The organism is Streptomyces sp. NPDC051364, assembly GCF_040682115.1.
Lineage (GTDB): Bacteria > Actinomycetota > Actinomycetes > Streptomycetales > Streptomycetaceae > Streptomyces.
Genome location: NZ_JBFBAH010000018.1, coordinates 20,840 through 36,314, shown reverse-complemented (window position 1 = coordinate 36,314; position 15,475 = coordinate 20,840). Strand labels below are relative to the sequence as shown.

Below are 15,475 nucleotides of genomic sequence, written 5' to 3'. Positions count from 1 at the left end.
CCCCCGTGCCGGTTCGGATGCCCGACCACCGCAGCCCCGACCCGCCGACCGTCCTCGCTGCCCACGGGTGCTGGTACCCGTCGGCCGATCCCACGGGTGAGCACGTGGCGTTCATCTGCGACCGCGCAGGGGTCCCGCAGCTGTGGTGCGGGCCCGCGCGGGGGGCGGAGGCCCATGTGCTGGACGGTGACCCCGAACCGGTGACCGAGGTCTCGTGGTCACCCGACGGGCGCTGGATCGCGTACACCTCGGCGCCAGGCGGCGGCGAGCACACCCGGGTCCTGGTGGTACGGCCGGACGGAACCGGACGCCAGGTGCTCGCGGGAGCCGAGCCGGGAAGCTCGGCTCACCTCGGGTGCTGGACCCGCGACGGGACCGCCCTCGCCGTTACGGTCGCCCAGCCTTCCGCGGCGGGCTCGGAGCACGGTGGGCCAGGGCACCCTCCGCCGGACGCCTACGGTGCGTCGGCGGCCGGTGGAAGGACCCCCGGCGCGGCATGGTCCGAACGCGGCGGCCCCGCGACCCTGCTCGGAGGAGGGGCCGCGCACGAGGTCGTCAGGCAAGACCCCGCACCACCGTCCGTGCTCGGGGCGGGTCGCCGCCCGGCCGCAGACGGTGCACTGGTCCCGGACCTCGGCCCGGCCCGAAGCGACGGGCTGGCCGCCTACCTGGTCGACCCGGACGGAGTGAACGCGCCCGTACTGCTGTGCGGCGAGGAGGGAGCCGCTTCCCTCCGCGTGTGCGACACGAGCGCGGACGGTCGCTTCGCGCTCGTTCGCCGCGGTCCGCGCGGCCTACGGGAGGCCCTTGTGGTCGACACCTCCTCAGGCCGCACCACGTTCTCCCTGCACGTCGCTGATGGGGACCCCTGGATCGGCCGGTTCTCAGCCGACGCGCGGACCGTATGGCTGCGCAGCGACACGGAACGGGAGTTCGCGGCCCTCCTGCGGATCAGGCTGGATGAGGGGGGCGCGTGCCATGGCGTGTCCGTCGCGGTCGAACGCGAGAAGTCCGCCCTCGACCTGCTGAGCGTGCCCGACCACGGCCGGTGGGCCGTTCTCGCCTGGAACGTGCACGGCGCGACAGAGCTTGAGAGCGTGGGACTTCCCTTCTCCGGCCGGGACGGCGGCGTCGGACCGCACCATCGCCCGGTGCTGCCCCACGAGGTGGTGACCCGCATCGCGCCCTTGGAGCGCGGTGGACTGTTCGTCGCCCTGTCGGGATCCCGGAGAAGGCCCGGCATCTGGGAACTGGACCGAGGCCTCGTGCCCGCACGCGCCGGCTGGTCGGCCCGGGACGAGGACGCGGTCCCGCCCGGGCGGCCTCCCGTACGCCCGGTGCCCCTGCGCTGCCGTGCCCGGGACGGTCTGACGCTCGGAGGCTGGTACTACCGAGCGCCGAGCCAGGATCTGGGCCGCCCTGCCCCGTGCGTCATCCACCTCCACGGCGGCCCTGAAGAACAGGAACGGCCAGTGTTCAGCCCGCTCTACCACGAGCTCCTCGGCAGGGGCCTGGACGTGTTCGCCCCCGACGTCCGCGGCTCGTCCGGCTGGGGGCGGTCCTTTGTGGACGCCGACCTCGGCGCCGGCCGGTTCGCGGCGATCGACGACGTTGCCGACTGCGCCGCACACGTGGTCTCGCTCGGGTACGCCGACCCCGTGAGACTGGGGGTGATGGGTCGCTCGTACGGCGGCTACCTCACCATGGCATCCCTCGTATGGCATCCGGACCTCTTCCGTGCCGGGGTCGCCGTTTGCGGGATGTCGGACTTCGCCACGTTCTTCGCCGGTACGGAACCGTGGATCGCGCAGTCCGCCGCCGCCAAGTACGGTCACCCCGAACACGACCGGGAATTGCTCCGCACGCTGTCGCCGATGAGCCGCGTCGATCAACTGCGCGCTCCTGTGCTGGCCGTCCACGGCGAGCACGACACCAACGTGCCACCGACGGAGTCGGAGCAGTTCGTCCGCGCGGCGCGCGACCGGGGAGTAACGGCGCAGCAACTGACGTTGCGGAACGAGGGCCACGAGTTCCTGCGAGCGGACAACCGGCGGCTCTACCGGCGTGCTGCAGCAGACTGGCTGGAATGGCACCTCGGCCGAAGTCCGATCCCGTGACCAGGTCCAGGGATGTCCACGGTCGCCTTGGCTCCCGCCGTACCCGGCGCGCCGGAGGTGCGGGTGCCGTTGTCGTTGTTCGAGGCGATCGACCGGCTTCCCGTCGCGGAGGACCCCTTGACCGGCCGTGGGCCCGGCCGTAATTCGCTTGCCCTGGCCACGGGGCAACGCTGCACTGTGGCCGGACACCACGCGTCGTGGTGCCGGTATTTCGAGCAGGCAGCGGCGGCAATGGAGATGCGTTCCACGACCTATGAGGGCGGCGGGCTCTGGTGGTCGGCGCTCGAAATGGACCGCTGCCTGCTCGACCTGACGGCGGACGGGCGGCCCGTCGGCACCGCCGCCGCCACTCCTTCGAGCTCACTCTGCCCGGTGAGACCCCTCGTCCCGGCCGCCGAGGTGACCGCCCGTCGGCGTCCTGCCCTCACACCGGCGCAAGGGCGAGCGCAGCGCGATGATGCGGCATCAGCTCGCCGAGTTGCGGGCCCGCCGGGAGTTCCTCTCCGTGCTGCTGGCCTCCGAGGCCCAGATCGACGGCAGGTTCGGCTACGGACCGGCGACCTACAGAGCGCGGATGACGGTGCCGCGCCAGCAGGCCGCCCTCGCCCTCCCCCCCCGGGCGCGCGCAACGGCCGCCCACGCCGACTGCGGGCAGAACGCCGTGACTTGAGGGCTGCATCACCTCAGCGCGGCTGTGGCGGCGTAGGAGCGCGTACAAGCTCAGCAGCTTGTACGCGGACAATCGGAACCACCGAAAGTGCGATGGAGCCGCATCTTCTTGTCCCGCCTCTGGAAGACATCCGGCGACGGCCGGAGATGGCAGCGACACGCGGCCGAGCGGCCGCGAGTACCAGTGGCCGCCTCCCGTCGTTGTGCGCGTGTTCGGACCACCCGGTAGCCTTGATTACGTGCGTTCCGCCCACACCGCCGTGGCATCGCCCGGAGGGGCAGCTGTCGATCGGCAGAGGAACGGGATCACATGGCAGAGCACGGCTTCCATATCGGTGTGCCGGTTGCAGGGGCTGCTCTGGCCCTCCTGGCAGCCCTCGGTCCGACGCCGGCGGGTGCCGCACCACCGCACACCGATACCACCGATATCACCGGGCCTGGCAGGGCCGCCGCGTCGCGGTTCGTGCCGGGCCCCTGCCCCAGGACACCTGAACCGATCGAAGCCCTGGCCACCGCCCGGTGCGGTGTCCTGGAAGTCCCCGAGAATCGTGCCCGCCCCGGCGGCCGGACGATCAGGCTGGCCGTGGCGGTCATCCCGCCCGTCTCGGCGAAGCCCGCCCAGGACCCCGTGGTGTTCATGTCAGGCGGCCCCGGTGGCGAGACGTTCGACGACATCCCGTTCCTGGTCTCCTCCGGCCTGAACCGGGATCGCGAACTGATCGTCATGGCCCAGCGCGGCAATCTCTACGACAAGCCCAACCTTGCCTGCCCGGAGTTGGACCGCTTCTACGCCCAGTCGGTGGGGCTCCCGTCCTACACACCGCAGACGGAAAGGCTCATGCTCAACGCGGTGAAGCCGTGCCGGGACCGCCTGGCAGCCGACGGGACCGACCTGAGCGCCTACAACAGCACCGAGAACGCCGCCGACTTCGCCGACCTGCGCACCGCACTGGGCATCAAACAGTGGAACGTCTACGGCCACTCCTACGGCAGCAACCTGGCCTTGACCTACCTGCGCCTGCACCCCCAGGGGATCCGCGCGGTGGCGCTCGACTCGGCCGCCCCTGCACAGTACGTTTCCCTTCCGTTCGCCTGGGCCAACGCCCGGGAGGGGCTCGACAACCTCTACAAGGCCTGCGCGGCCGAGCCCCGTTGCAAGAGCCGCTACCCGGACCTCGAGCGCACCCTGAACGAGCAGGTGCGCAAGCTGGAGGCCCAGCCACTGACGCTGAACGTCCGGCCGCCGCAAGGCGGAGACCCGGTGAAGGTCGTCCTCGACGGCGGCGCCCTGCTGAACCTGCTGGTCGCCAAGGCGATCCCGTTCAAAGACGTCCCGGCGGCGATCGACGAACTCGGCCGCGGACGTCCTGAGCGCTTCGCCCGGGCCCGCGCCGCCGGCTCGGTCCAGGTGGTCGGCCAGACCGCCCACGGTCTGACGCAATCGGTGGTGTGCAGCGAATGGGTGCCCGATCACTCGCCGTCCGACGTACTGAAGGCAGGCCGCGAAGCGTTCCCCGAATGGCCGGAATCGGTCCAGGCCCAGGCGCCCCAACTGGCCTTCCAGGACCGGCTGTGCCGCATCTGGAACGTCCCGGACCGCACCGCCGTCCAACGGGTGGCCACCACCAGCTCGGTGCCGACGCTCTTCATCAACGGAACGTTCGACATGAAGACCAGTCCCAGCTGGGCGCGCAAGACGGCCCGAACGCTGGCCCACGCGACCACCGTGGAGGTGCCCGGGATCGGGCACTGGGTGGTCCCGCAGTCGCCCTGCGCCCAGAAGGTGCTGGCATCCTTCCTCACCCGCCCGACCGCGCCCGACACCGGCTGCGTGGCGGGGCTCAGGTGGGAACCGTACACGATCACCCCGAAGTGACCGGGAGGACTGATGGCACGGTCACACGTACCACGGTTGCGCACCGGGTCGGCCGCAGCGGCGACCGGGATGCTCCTCACCGGTCTGTTCGCGGCGCCGGTGAGCGCGCAGGAAGAGACGCCCGCAGGAGCGACCGGCACGGTCGCCCGCACCGTGGGCGACGCCGGCTTCGAGCCGGGCCCTTGCCCGAAGACGGCGGATCCGGTCGCCGAGCTCGAAGGGGCCCGCTGCGGCACGCTCACCGTGCCGGAGAACCGCAGCAAGCCGGACGGCCGAAAGATCACCCTCGGCGTCGCGATCGTGCCGGCCAAGGCCGACAAACCGAAACCCGACCCGATCGTGTGGCTTGCGGGCGGACCCGGCGACGACGCAGTCGGGGAGGCGAAGATGGCGATCGACGGCGGCCTGAACCGCGACCGTGACGTGATCTTCATGTCCCAGCGCGGCACGTACTCGGCCGACCCGGCACTCACCTGCCGCAACATCGACGAGTTCAATGCACGCGCGACTGGTCTCGTCTACGACGCGCCGTCCACCGAGCGCGAGCACGTCGCGGCCACGAAGGCCTGCCGCGAGAAACTGGCGGCGAGCGGGGCCGATCTCAGCGCCTACAACGACATCGAGAGCGCCGCCGACTACGCGGACCTGCGCACCACGCTGGGCCTCAAGGAATGGAACGTGTACGGCATCTCCTACGGTACCCAGCTGGCGCTCGTCTACATGCGCCTGCACCCCGACGGAATCCGGTCGGTCGGCATCGACGGCATCCTGCCGCCGTCCACCGGAGGGTCGGCCGTGACATGGAGCGCCGCCAAGCAGGGCTTCGACGGCGTGTTCAAGGCCTGCGCGGAGCAGCCCGCCTGCAACCGTCGCTATCCGAACCTGGCGGCCACCTTCGAACGGCTCGTCCGTGAACTCGAAGCCAAACCGGTCACCACCACCATCACGCTTCCCGACAGCCAGAAGCAGGTGAAGGTCGTCCTGGACGGCGGAGCCCTGGTGAACTGGATGACCGCCGCCACCCACGTGGCACCCCAGGTACCCCGCGCCCTCGACGAACTGGCCCACGGCAAACCCCAGCGGATCGCCGAGCAGTGGGCGGGCGGCAAGTACAGCCCCCAGGCCATCGGCCGACTGTCCCACGGGCTCGTCTACGGCGTCTTCTGCAGCGAGTGGACCCCGTACGAGACCCAGGCAGAAGCCCTCCGCGCAGGCCAGGAAACCTACCCCTCGTTCCCCCACTCGGTACAGGCCCAGGCCCCGCTGCTCACCTCCCTCCGCCCGGACTGCGACGTCTGGAACGTCCCTGCGGCGCCCCGCTCCATCCGCGACGTCACGAAGAGCGACATCCCCACCCTCGCCATCTCGGGCGGGTTCGATGCCCAGACCGCAGCGGCCAACGGGCCGTACGTGGCCCGCACCCTGCCCCGCGCCACCGTCGTCACGGTCCCCTACGTAGCCCACGTGGTCTTCGCCACGTCGAAGTGCGCGCAAGCCATTGCCGTCTCCTTCTTCGACACCCCCACGGCCCCGAACACCGACTGCCTCAAGGACCTCAAGCCTCCGAAGTTCGAGATAGCCCCGTGAGCCGACCTCGTTCGAGGCAAAGAAGGAAGGCGGTGTCCGTGAACCGGATGGCGTTGTTGCGCACCGCCGGGGGCGCCATGGTTGTGGCCGCACTGGCCGGTACCCCGAACCCGCAGGCATACGCGACCGGCGAGGACCGCGAGAATCGCAGTGCAGCAGTTCTCCAGAAACTGGTGGCTTCCCCCGACGGCCCGGGCTGTGCCGCAGCGGTCGGCAGACGCGGCAACGTCGTCTGGGAGGCGGGGAGAGGGAAAGCCGACCTGGCGACCGGGCGAGCCATTACACCTACGACGGTCTTCGACATGGCATCCAACTCCAAGCAATTCACTGCAGACGCCATCCTCTTGCTCGCCGGGCGGCACCGTCTCGCGCTCAACGACCCCCTGTCCAAGTTCGTCGACAACGCACCCGACTGGACCCGACGCGTCACGCTGGCCGACCTGATGCATCACACCAGTGGCATTCCCGACTACGAGGATCTGCTGCATGCCAAGGGTGTCGAACTGACGGATCCAGCCGGCCAGCAGGACGCGATCACGGCCGTCCTCGCCTCACAGCCGGACGATCCGCCAGGCCGGCGTTTCGCATACTCCAACTCCAATTACATCCTCCTGGCCCATGTCGTCGAACGGGTCACCGGCAAGCCGTTCACAACGTTCATCCAACAGGAGTTCTTCACCCCGCTGCAGCTGCGCATGACGTTGTCCCCGGCGGCAGACGTTCCCGGCAAGGCGAAGTCGTACGACGAGAAGAAAGGCTCGTTCACCTCAAACTCCTCCCCTTGGACACAGTACGGAGACGGATCAATCCAAACCACCGCTGGCGAACTCGTCCGCTGGGCCGACAATTACCGCACTGGCCGCATCGGTGGAACGCAACTGCTCGCCGGAGTCACGGAGGGAGCGGTGAGTGTGGGCGACGTCCTGCGTGCGCGTGGCGTCGAGGAAGGCCGATACGGCGCCGGAATCCTCCTTCTCCCCGACAAGAGCCTGGTGCACCGCGGCGACTGGGAGGGGTTTCACAGCACCTTCAAGGTGAGCCCGGACCGCAACACTGCGGTCACCGTCGTGTGCAACGTGGAATCACCCGACAACTTCCGTGCGGCAAACCAACTGCTGGACATCTGGACCAAATGACGCGACGGCTGCCCTGGGCAGGTATGACCGGTCGTTGGTGTAGTGCCTGGGCGGGCCCTCTGACCTGGGGGTGTTCAGGTCGATTGGCCGGTGTGGGGCTCCGTGGGCGTGGCCAGGCCGTAATGCCCTCCTGGTGCCCGCCACCACGCGGCTCGGGCGGCTCGGGAGTCCGTGCCGCTCACCGCCATGGACTCCCATGACCACGCGTATGGCCAGTCTCGGCCAGCCCAAGCGGTGGAAGCGCACTCTTTCTCGGAACGAACCGAAGGTCCCGCACACCGGGGAGTGAGGCCGCGGGCACTGGGCAGGCGCGCCGTCAACGGAGATCCCTTCGCGCCCGAGGGCACAGGGGGCGGAGGGCCACGGTTCCGATCGAAGGAGTTGTTTCGCATGACGGAAAACGTGTGGGCCTACCGCGTCGGCGTCGACTACCTGGCGGCCGACCTCACCGGCTACGGGGTCGAGGCGCTCGACGGCAGCATCGGCAAGGTCGACAAACACTCCGACGAGGTCACCGACGCCTACCTGGTCGTCGACACCGGCGTGTGGATCCTCGGCAAGGAGGTCCTGCTCCCGGCCGGCCTGGTGACCCGCATCGACCACGTGGCGGAGAAGGTCTACGTGGACCGTACGAAGGAACAGATCAAGGCCGCTCCGGAGTTCCATCGGGACGAGCACCTCGGGACCGCGGACCATCGCGAGGTCTTGGGCAGGCACTACCTCTCCGGCATGCCGTTCGGCGTCCCGCCCGCCTGACCGGATGCCCGGCGATGGTCTCGCGGCGTACGTTTGCCGACGGCGATCGGGGTCAGACGCCCAGACGAAGGCCGAGCCATTCTCATATGCGAGGGTGCCTGACCTGCTGTTTATGCGGAGGGCTGGGCCAGTGCCGGGTGTCGGCGGCGCCAGTTCGCGTAGACCGGGCTGGCGGCGCAGCTGTCCAGGTAGCCGGCCGCCGCCGTGCGGAGGATGGCGTCGCCGTGGGGGGTCAGTGGGCCGTCGCGGTGCCAGGCCAGGACGTGGCGGTACCAGAGCGGGTTTCCCGCGAGGGGACGGACGGTGACGCCGGGGGTTTCCGCGAAGGTGGCCTGGCAGAGACTGACGGCCAGTCCCGCGCGGACCAGTTCGATCAGCTGGCGCCCCTCGGCCTCGTGCGGGGCGGACGGGCGCCGGCCGGTCAGCGCGCACACGGAGGACCAGTACTCGCGGGTGCGGTCGCCGTCCGGCCGGGGCATCGCCCAGTCGTGGTCGGCGAGTTCGGTCAGGGACACGGCCTCCTGGCCGGCCAGCGGGTGCGTCGCGGGCAGCAGGGCGAAGACGGGTTCGGTGACCAGGGGGGTGAGGACCACCCCCTCGCGCGGAGGCAGGACCTGCTCCGGGTGGTCGCCGAGCACCGCCGCCTCCAGGCGGCCGGCGGCGAGGTCGTCCAGGAGGGTGACGGGGGAGTAGTGGCACCGGGACGTCACCTCGGCCTCGGGCAGCAACCTCCCTATGGCCAGGATGAGGTGGCCGATGAGGGGAGCACCGACCGATCCGACGCGGACCCGGTCCGGGGAGGCCAGGTGGCGGGCCGCGCGGGCGGTGTCGGCGAGGAGGGAGTCGATGCCCGGCAGGACGGCGTGGGCCCGGGCCAGCACCAGCTCGCCGAAGGCCGTGGGTGTTGCTCCGGCCCGGCGCCGCTCGAAGAGGACACCGCCGAGCATCGACTCGATGCGGCGCAACTGCGTGCTGAGGCCGGGCTGGGTCATGGACAGCGCGGCGGCCGCCCGGGTGAGGCTGCCGGCCTCGGCGATCGCGCACACCACCCGCAGGTGCCGTACCTCCAGTTCCATGCCGCGCATGTTATGGAGCGGCGACAGCTTTCGGACAGGAGCCGGATCCCGTCAATCTTATGTGAAATGTCACACGTGATTTACGGGAGGTTGTGCGTCCATGAGACCCAGATCCAAACCCATCCACCGCCTGACGGCCACGCGCGGGCTGCCGGCCGCCCTGGCCGCCGCACTGCTGCTCCTCCTGCTGGTGGCGCCGACCGCCGACGCCGTTGACAGCCCGTCGGCCTGCGCCCTGCGCGGTACCACCGGCTGGACGGACGAGGGGCACGACACGGACTACTCGGTGTTCCGGCGTCCCGTCGGCACGGTCAAGGTCGCCATGATCTTCGTGGACTTCCCGGACGCACCGGCCACCGAGGCTCCAAGTGAGGACTCCGCGCAGATCACGCCCGGGGCGGACTGGCTCTGGTACGCCTCGTACGGCAGGACCTGGCTCGCGATCGACCAGCACCAGCGGTGGGTTCGCATGCCTCGCGCCTCCACCGACTACGGCTTCGCGCGCGGCCTGACCCACGAGACGCACGAGGCGTACGTCAAGGACGCGGTGGCGGCCGCCGATCCGTACGTGGACTTCTCTGGCTACGACATGGTGTACGTCGTGCCGACGCGCAACGCGGCGGCGATCTCCTTCACACCCACGTACGTGTATGAGCCGGGCACGGCAGGTGTGGTGGCCGACGGCCGCCGGGTCAAGTGGGCGGTGACCTTCGGCCAGGACATGTGGCACTGGGGTGCCAAGCTGGTCGCCCACGAGACTGCGCACACCTTCGGGCTGCCCGACCTGTACGCCTTCGAGGCGGGCAACGACGCCCATCGCTTCGTCGGCGGCTGGGACGTGATGGGCCTGATCGGCGGCCGGGGGCCGCAATTCTTCGCCTGGCACTCCTGGAAGCTCGGCTGGACCGGGGACGGCCAGGTCGTGTGCCGGGCCACGAAGGGCAGCGACACCGTGTACCTCACGGCGGTCGAGTACGGCAGCGGCACCAAGATGGCGGTGATCCGCACCGGCCCCACGACCGCGTACGTCGTCGAGTCCAGGCGCGGGATCCAGGCGGACGCGGGCTCCTGCTCGACCGGCGCCCTGGTCTACCGGGTCGACGCCTCCGTGCGGACCGGCCAGGGGCCGGTCAGGGTGATGGACGCCAAGCCGGCCGCCGCACCCGCCGGCGGCTGCCGCCCGCTGGACGACGCCCCGTTCTGGGCCGGCGAGTCGTTCACCGATGCGGCGGCCGGAGTACGGATCGACGTGCTCGCCGCCGACGGGTACGGCGAGACCGTACGCATCACGAAGTCGTAGGCGCGGCACGGACGTGCCAATGCCCCCGGCTCCATACCAAGGAACCGGGGGCACCGCGCGGGGTGGGGTCAGGTGCCGCTCTTCGCCGGGTCCTTGAGCCCGATCGTGGCGTAGTCGAGCTGGCCGCCGAAGGACGTGTGGCCGAAGGCGCCGGCGATGTTGGTGCCGAGCAGTAGCGGCATGCGCTCGATTACGGCGGGCGCCGTCGGGGCCTTGGCGAGGATCTCCCCGTCCAGCTGCCGCCACGCCGTGTTGGCCTGCGCGGCGTCGGTCATGCCGGCGATCTCGTCCATCCGCTTCATCGTCGCCTCGTCGCGGAAGAGCGAGTGGTTGCCGGAGTTCCCCTTCTCCTTGATGTAGCGGCCGTCGAACAGGAAGGGCAGGAAGGTGGAGCCGGAGGGGTAGTCGGGGCACCAGCCGGTGTAGACGAGGTCGGTGCGGTTCTTGGTGTCACCGATGGTGTCGTAGAAGGCCGACGGGTCGACGGTGTCGATGGTGACCTTGATCCCCGCCCGGCCCAGGGACTGCTGGACCGCCTCGGCAGCCCCCTTGTCCCCGTTGGAGACGGTGATGGTGGTCGTGAACCCGTCCGGCTTGCCCGCCTCCTTCAGGAGCTGTTTCGCCTTCTCCACGTCACCCGTGGCCGGGATCCCCAGTGTGTCGGGCTGCTTGCCGCCGAAGAGCGAGCCGGGCATGAGTGCGGTGGCGGGGTCGTTGAGGGCCGGGCCGCCCGAGGCGGTCAGCACCGCTTCGCGGTCCAGGGCGTACAGCACGGCCTGCCGGACCTTGACGCTGTCGAAGGGGGCGCGGCCCGTGTGCATCTGCACCATCTCCGTGCAGTTGGTGGACTCGGCCAGCAGCCGCGCGCTGACGTCGGCCTTGGTGAGCACCTTGGGGGTGCTCTCGGGGCGCAGCTTGCCCCAGGAGACTGCAGAGGCGTCCACGCCCTCGGAGGCGATGAGCCGGTCGTCGATCTGATTGGCCCTCAGTCCCATCACCACGACCAGCTTGTCCGGGTACGCCTTGCGCACGGTGTCCGTCGCCGGGTCCCAGTGGGGGTTGCGGACCAGCACCAGCCGCTTGTCCCGGTCGTACGACTCGATCTTGTAGGGGCCCGAGGAGAACGGGCGGCTGTCGTACTGGGGGCCCTTGTCCTGGACCCTGGGCACCGGGGCGAAGGTGGGCAGGACGGTGGCGTTGGGGAATTCCGCGAAGGGTTTGCGGAGTTCGAAGACGATCGTGTGGTCGTCGGGGGTCTTGACGGAGTCGAGGTGCTGTCCCTGGGCGGGGCCCCGGTAGCCCTCGGCGCCGGCCAGGTAGCGGGCGGCGTAGTCCGGGCCGCCGGGCAGGTCGGGGGAGAAGGACCGCTCGACGTTGTACTTGACGTCCTGGGCGGTGATCGGGGTGCCGTCCTCGTACGTGAGGCCGCTCTTGAGCTTGAAGGTCCATGTCTTGGCGCCGTTGGAGGAGACGCCGAGGTCCTCGGCGAGGTCGGGGACCAGCCCTCCGCCCTTCGCGCCCGGTTCCGCCTTGTACGTAACCAGCGTGCGGTAGAGCAGCCGGGTGCCGAAGTCCATGTCGCCGATCACCCAGTTGCGGGCCGGGTCGAGGTGGGTGAAGTCCTGATTGGACAGGATGGTCAGTGTGCCGCCCTTCTGCGGAGTGCCGCCGACCGTGGCCCCTGCGTTGGCGAGCGCGGGGTTCTTCCCGTCCTTGTCCTGCCGACTGCCGCCGGAGTGGTTGCCGTTGGAACAGCCGGCCATGCCGAGTGTGACGGTCGCCGCCAGGGCGGTGGCGACGGCGTGGAGAGTGCGCTTGTTCATCAGTGGTCACTCCGTGAACAGTCGGGCAGCCCGAGGAGGATGGAATGTGACCGATAACATAGTTATGTGAAATGGCACTGACAATTGTCGCACCTCCATAGCACGGAGTTATGGGCAAGTGGGGGCTCCACGACTCCCGTTGGTCGCGCGACGCTGTAGCGCAATGTCACACGTCACTATGCGGCCGCAGCCGCGAAAGGGACCCATGAACCCCGCGTACGCGACCGTCGACCACGACTTCACCGTCCCCCTGGACCATGCGGCCGCGCACGGCCCGACCATCCAGATCTTCGCCCGGGAGGTCACCGATGCGCGCCAAGCAGGCTGCCAACTCCCCTGGCTGCTCTATCTCCAGGGCGGACCCGGCGGCAAGTCACCCAGGCCCTCGGCCGGTTCACCCGGCTGGCTGCCCCAGGCCCTCAAAACCCACCGGGTCCTGCTCCTCGACCAGCGCGGAACGGGCCGCTCCACCCCCGTCACCGCCCGTGCGGCCTCCCGGTTCCCCTCACCGGCCCGGCTGGCCGACCATCTCGGCCACTTCCGCGCCGACTCGATCGTCGCGGACGCCGAATTCATCCGCCGGCAGCTGTGCGGCGACGAGCCCTGGGAGACCCTCGGCCAGAGCTACGGCGGCTTCATCACTCTCACCTATCTCTCCCAGGCGCCCGAAGGGCTGCGGGCGTGCTACGTGACCGGCGGCCTGCCAGGCGTCTCGGCCACCGCCGAAGACGTCTACGCCCGCACCTACCCCCGGGTGCGGGACCGCGTCCTCGACTTCTACGCCCGCTACCCCGACGACGCAGCCCGGCTGCGCGAGATCGCCCGCCTCCTCGCTGCCACCGATGTGCGCCTGCCCGACGGAGACCGGCTCACCCCCCGCCGCCTGCGCACGCTCGGCCTCGCCCTCGGCATGGGCGACGGCTTCGAGCGGATGCACTGGCTCCTCGACGAATCCCTCGACGAGGAAGGGAAGCCGACCGACACGTTCCTGCATCAGGTGATGACACTGACCGGCTTCACCGACAACCCGCTCTTCGCCGTCATGCAGGAGACCCTGTACGGCCAGGGCGCGCGGCCGACGGCCTGGGCGGCGTCCAGGGCGCTGGCGGACTTCCCCGAGTTCACCGAGGACGCCGACCCCCTCCTGCTCACCGGAGAAATGATCTACCCCTGGATGTTCCGCGAGATCAAGGGCCTGCGCCCCTTCGCCGACGCCGCCGATCTTCTCGCCGAACGCCCCGACTGGCCACCGCTGTACGACCCTCGCCGCCTCGCCGCCAACCGGGTCCCGCTCGCCGCACTCGTCTACCACGACGACATGTACGTGGACGCCGGGCTCTCCCTGCGCACCGCGCGCGAGGTCGGCGCCACCCGGGTATGGGTCACCAACGAATGGGAACACGACGGCGTCACCGCCTCCGGCGGCCGCGTGCTGTCCCGCCTGATGGACCTGGCCGCGGGTCGCGCGTAGGACCCTCGCAGGTCCCTCCCGCCCCGCCACGCAGCTCCCTCCCGCCCGCCCGCGTAACTCCTCAACCTGCCACCGACGGGAGAGACATGACCAACCCGCTCCACCGCCTACGGCCGCTCGCCGCGGCCGTCGCCCTCATCTCCTGCCTGTCCGCCCCCACCGCGGCCGCTGCCCCCGGCTCGCCGCCCCCGGCCGCCGGCTGCGTCCTCCCCGGCCGGACCGGCTGGACGGACGAGGGCCACGACACCGACCGGACCCAGTTCCAGCCCGCCACCGGAACCCGCCGCGTCCTGACGCTGTACGTGGACTTCCCCGACGCCCCGGCCACCGACTCCACCGAGCCGTACGCCGCTCACCTCGCCCCGGCCTCCGGCTGGATGGGCCGCGCGAGCTACGGCCGTCTGCGACTGGACAACACCTCACTGCACCGCTGGATCCGGATGCCCGCCGAGTCCACCTCCTACGGCTTCGCGCGCGGCCTCACCTTCGAGGCCCACGAGAAGTACCTCCGCGACGCGATCACGGCCGCCGACCCTTACGCGGACTTCTCCCGCTATGACATGGTCTATGTCGTCCCCGCCAGGACGGCGACCGCCATCCCCTTCTCACCGACCTACCTGTACGACCCGGCGGCGCCCGGCATCACCGTCGACGGCACCCGCCTCAAATGGGCCGTCACCTTCGGACAGGACATGTGGCGCTGGGGCCACAAGGTCGCGGCCCACGAGACCGCCCATACGTTCGGGCTGCCCGACCTGTACTCGTTCACCGGCGCCACCCACCAGTACGTGGGCGGCTGGGACGTCATGGGCAACATCGCCGGCCACGCCCCGCAGCACCTCGGCTGGCACTCCTGGAAGCTCGGGTGGACCCGCGACGACCAGGTCGCCTGCCTGCCCGCGTCCGGTCGCCGAACGGTACGGCTGACCCCGGTGGAACGGCCCGGCGGAACCAAGATCGCCGTGCTGCGGGCGGGCGAGACGACGGCATACGTGGCGGAATCCCGCCGTGCCGAGGGCAATGACGCGGCCGCCTGCTCCACCGGCGTCCTCATCTACAAGGTCGACTCCGCCGCCCGCACCGGCGAGGGCCCGGTTCGGATCATGAACGCGAACCCGACCACGACCCCGCCCACCGGCTGCACCCCGCTGGACCTGGCCGCGTACGCACCCGGACAGAGCTTCACCGACCCCGCGACCGGCGTGCGCATCGACGTCGTCGTGGGCGGACGGACGGGAGACACGGTGCGGCTGAGCAAGGAGTGACTTCGGTCCGGCCGCCGTCCACCTGATTCCCGTGGATTTACCTGCGTCCCGCCGGCACGTCGCACCATCCAGGCCGTGTTTTAGGTCGGGATTCCGATCAGATGCTTCCTCCCCAGGGCGATCTCGGATGCGTCAATGGGTGAGGAGCCAAGGCACAGGCGGCGCCGATCCAGCTTGGCGAACCACCGATCGTGCTGTCGCAGGCTGAGCTTGATCAGTAAGGGTGTCGTGCTGCACCGACCATCAGCTGGAACGGTCGGGCCGCCCCAAAATGAGTTGAGCGGGAAGCCCCCGCTGGGTAGTGTGCGGGCACCGTGACAGGACGTGAGGAGGTGGGACCCGTGAACGTTGTATCGAAGTGGGTGCTCCCTCCTTCCATCACGGTGTGCGACTGACTCA

Annotated in this window: 10 protein-coding genes and 1 pseudogene; 9 read left to right on the top strand and 2 right to left on the bottom strand. The window is 70.2% G+C overall.

Features of this window, described 5'->3' with window-relative positions:
- Window positions 1–17: 17 nt before the first annotated feature.
- The 6 genes and pseudogenes from AB0M76_RS29535 (at window position 18) to AB0M76_RS29510 (ending at window position 8,141) form a co-directional block, all read left to right on the top strand.
- Window positions 18–2,117 carry a prolyl oligopeptidase family serine peptidase gene (locus AB0M76_RS29535; RefSeq protein ID WP_365955767.1) on the top strand — a complete coding sequence of 700 codons (2,100 nt, stop codon included), beginning with the start codon at window positions 18–20 and terminating at the stop codon, window positions 2,115–2,117.
- A gap of 255 nt (window positions 2,118–2,372) precedes the next feature.
- A pseudogene (locus tag AB0M76_RS29530) lies at window positions 2,373–2,748 on the top strand (GNAT family N-acetyltransferase); the annotation flags it as partial.
- 621 nt (window positions 2,749–3,369) lie between these two features.
- On the top strand, window positions 3,370–4,662 hold the full coding sequence (locus AB0M76_RS29525) for an alpha/beta fold hydrolase (RefSeq protein ID WP_365955766.1): 1,293 nt from the start codon (window positions 3,370–3,372) through the stop codon (window positions 4,660–4,662).
- A 12-nt stretch (window positions 4,663–4,674) separates the two neighbouring features.
- Window positions 4,675–6,249: an alpha/beta fold hydrolase gene (locus AB0M76_RS29520; protein WP_365955765.1), complete on the top strand. Its 1,575-nt coding sequence runs from the start codon at window positions 4,675–4,677 to the stop codon at window positions 6,247–6,249.
- 47 nt (window positions 6,250–6,296) lie between these two features.
- Window positions 6,297–7,385 (top strand): serine hydrolase domain-containing protein, encoded by a 1,089-nt coding sequence (locus AB0M76_RS29515; RefSeq protein WP_365955849.1) that lies wholly within the window; start codon window positions 6,297–6,299, stop codon window positions 7,383–7,385.
- A gap of 390 nt (window positions 7,386–7,775) precedes the next feature.
- Window positions 7,776–8,141 (top strand): PRC-barrel domain containing protein, encoded by a 366-nt coding sequence (locus AB0M76_RS29510; RefSeq protein WP_365955764.1) that lies wholly within the window; start codon window positions 7,776–7,778, stop codon window positions 8,139–8,141.
- A gap of 110 nt (window positions 8,142–8,251) precedes the next feature.
- On the opposite strand, the gene AB0M76_RS29505 is transcribed toward AB0M76_RS29510, so the two are convergent.
- The gene (locus AB0M76_RS29505) at window positions 8,252–9,217 is read right to left on the bottom strand and encodes a LysR family transcriptional regulator (protein WP_365955763.1); all 966 of its coding nucleotides are present in this window, start codon (window positions 9,215–9,217) and stop codon (window positions 8,252–8,254) included.
- A 100-nt stretch (window positions 9,218–9,317) separates the two neighbouring features.
- Between AB0M76_RS29505 and AB0M76_RS29500 the strand changes: the two genes are divergently transcribed.
- On the top strand, window positions 9,318–10,517 hold the full coding sequence (locus tag AB0M76_RS29500; RefSeq protein ID WP_365955762.1) for a M6 family metalloprotease domain-containing protein: 1,200 nt from the start codon (window positions 9,318–9,320) through the stop codon (window positions 10,515–10,517).
- A gap of 68 nt (window positions 10,518–10,585) precedes the next feature.
- On the opposite strand, the gene AB0M76_RS29495 is transcribed toward AB0M76_RS29500, so the two are convergent.
- The gene (locus AB0M76_RS29495; RefSeq protein WP_365955761.1) at window positions 10,586–12,340 is read right to left on the bottom strand and encodes an ABC transporter substrate-binding protein; all 1,755 of its coding nucleotides are present in this window, start codon (window positions 12,338–12,340) and stop codon (window positions 10,586–10,588) included.
- A 205-nt stretch (window positions 12,341–12,545) separates the two neighbouring features.
- Here AB0M76_RS29495 and AB0M76_RS29490 point away from each other — a divergent pair, with 205 nt between their 5' ends.
- A complete protein-coding gene (locus tag AB0M76_RS29490; RefSeq protein ID WP_365955760.1) occupies window positions 12,546–13,811 on the top strand; it encodes an alpha/beta fold hydrolase in 1,266 nt (421 codons plus the stop codon).
- Between the two features lie 86 nt (window positions 13,812–13,897).
- The gene (locus AB0M76_RS29485; RefSeq protein ID WP_365955759.1) at window positions 13,898–15,076 is read left to right on the top strand and encodes a M6 family metalloprotease domain-containing protein; all 1,179 of its coding nucleotides are present in this window, start codon (window positions 13,898–13,900) and stop codon (window positions 15,074–15,076) included.
- Window positions 15,077–15,475: the final 399 nt, after the last annotated feature.

Coding starts and splice junctions, on each gene's coding strand:
- AB0M76_RS29535 (WP_365955767.1), top strand. CDS start 18: ATGCCCGACCACCGCAGCCCCGACCCGCCGACCGTCCTCGCTGCCCAC.
- AB0M76_RS29520 (WP_365955765.1), top strand. CDS start 4,675: ATGGCACGGTCACACGTACCACGGTTGCGCACCGGGTCGGCCGCAGCG.
- AB0M76_RS29515 (WP_365955849.1), top strand. CDS start 6,297: ATGGCGTTGTTGCGCACCGCCGGGGGCGCCATGGTTGTGGCCGCACTG.
- AB0M76_RS29510 (WP_365955764.1), top strand. CDS start 7,776: ATGACGGAAAACGTGTGGGCCTACCGCGTCGGCGTCGACTACCTGGCG.
- AB0M76_RS29505 (WP_365955763.1), bottom strand. CDS start 9,217: ATGGAACTGGAGGTACGGCACCTGCGGGTGGTGTGCGCGATCGCCGAG.
- AB0M76_RS29500 (WP_365955762.1), top strand. CDS start 9,318: ATGAGACCCAGATCCAAACCCATCCACCGCCTGACGGCCACGCGCGGG.
- AB0M76_RS29495 (WP_365955761.1), bottom strand. CDS start 12,340: ATGAACAAGCGCACTCTCCACGCCGTCGCCACCGCCCTGGCGGCGACC.
- AB0M76_RS29490 (WP_365955760.1), top strand. CDS start 12,546: ATGAACCCCGCGTACGCGACCGTCGACCACGACTTCACCGTCCCCCTG.
- AB0M76_RS29485 (WP_365955759.1), top strand. CDS start 13,898: ATGACCAACCCGCTCCACCGCCTACGGCCGCTCGCCGCGGCCGTCGCC.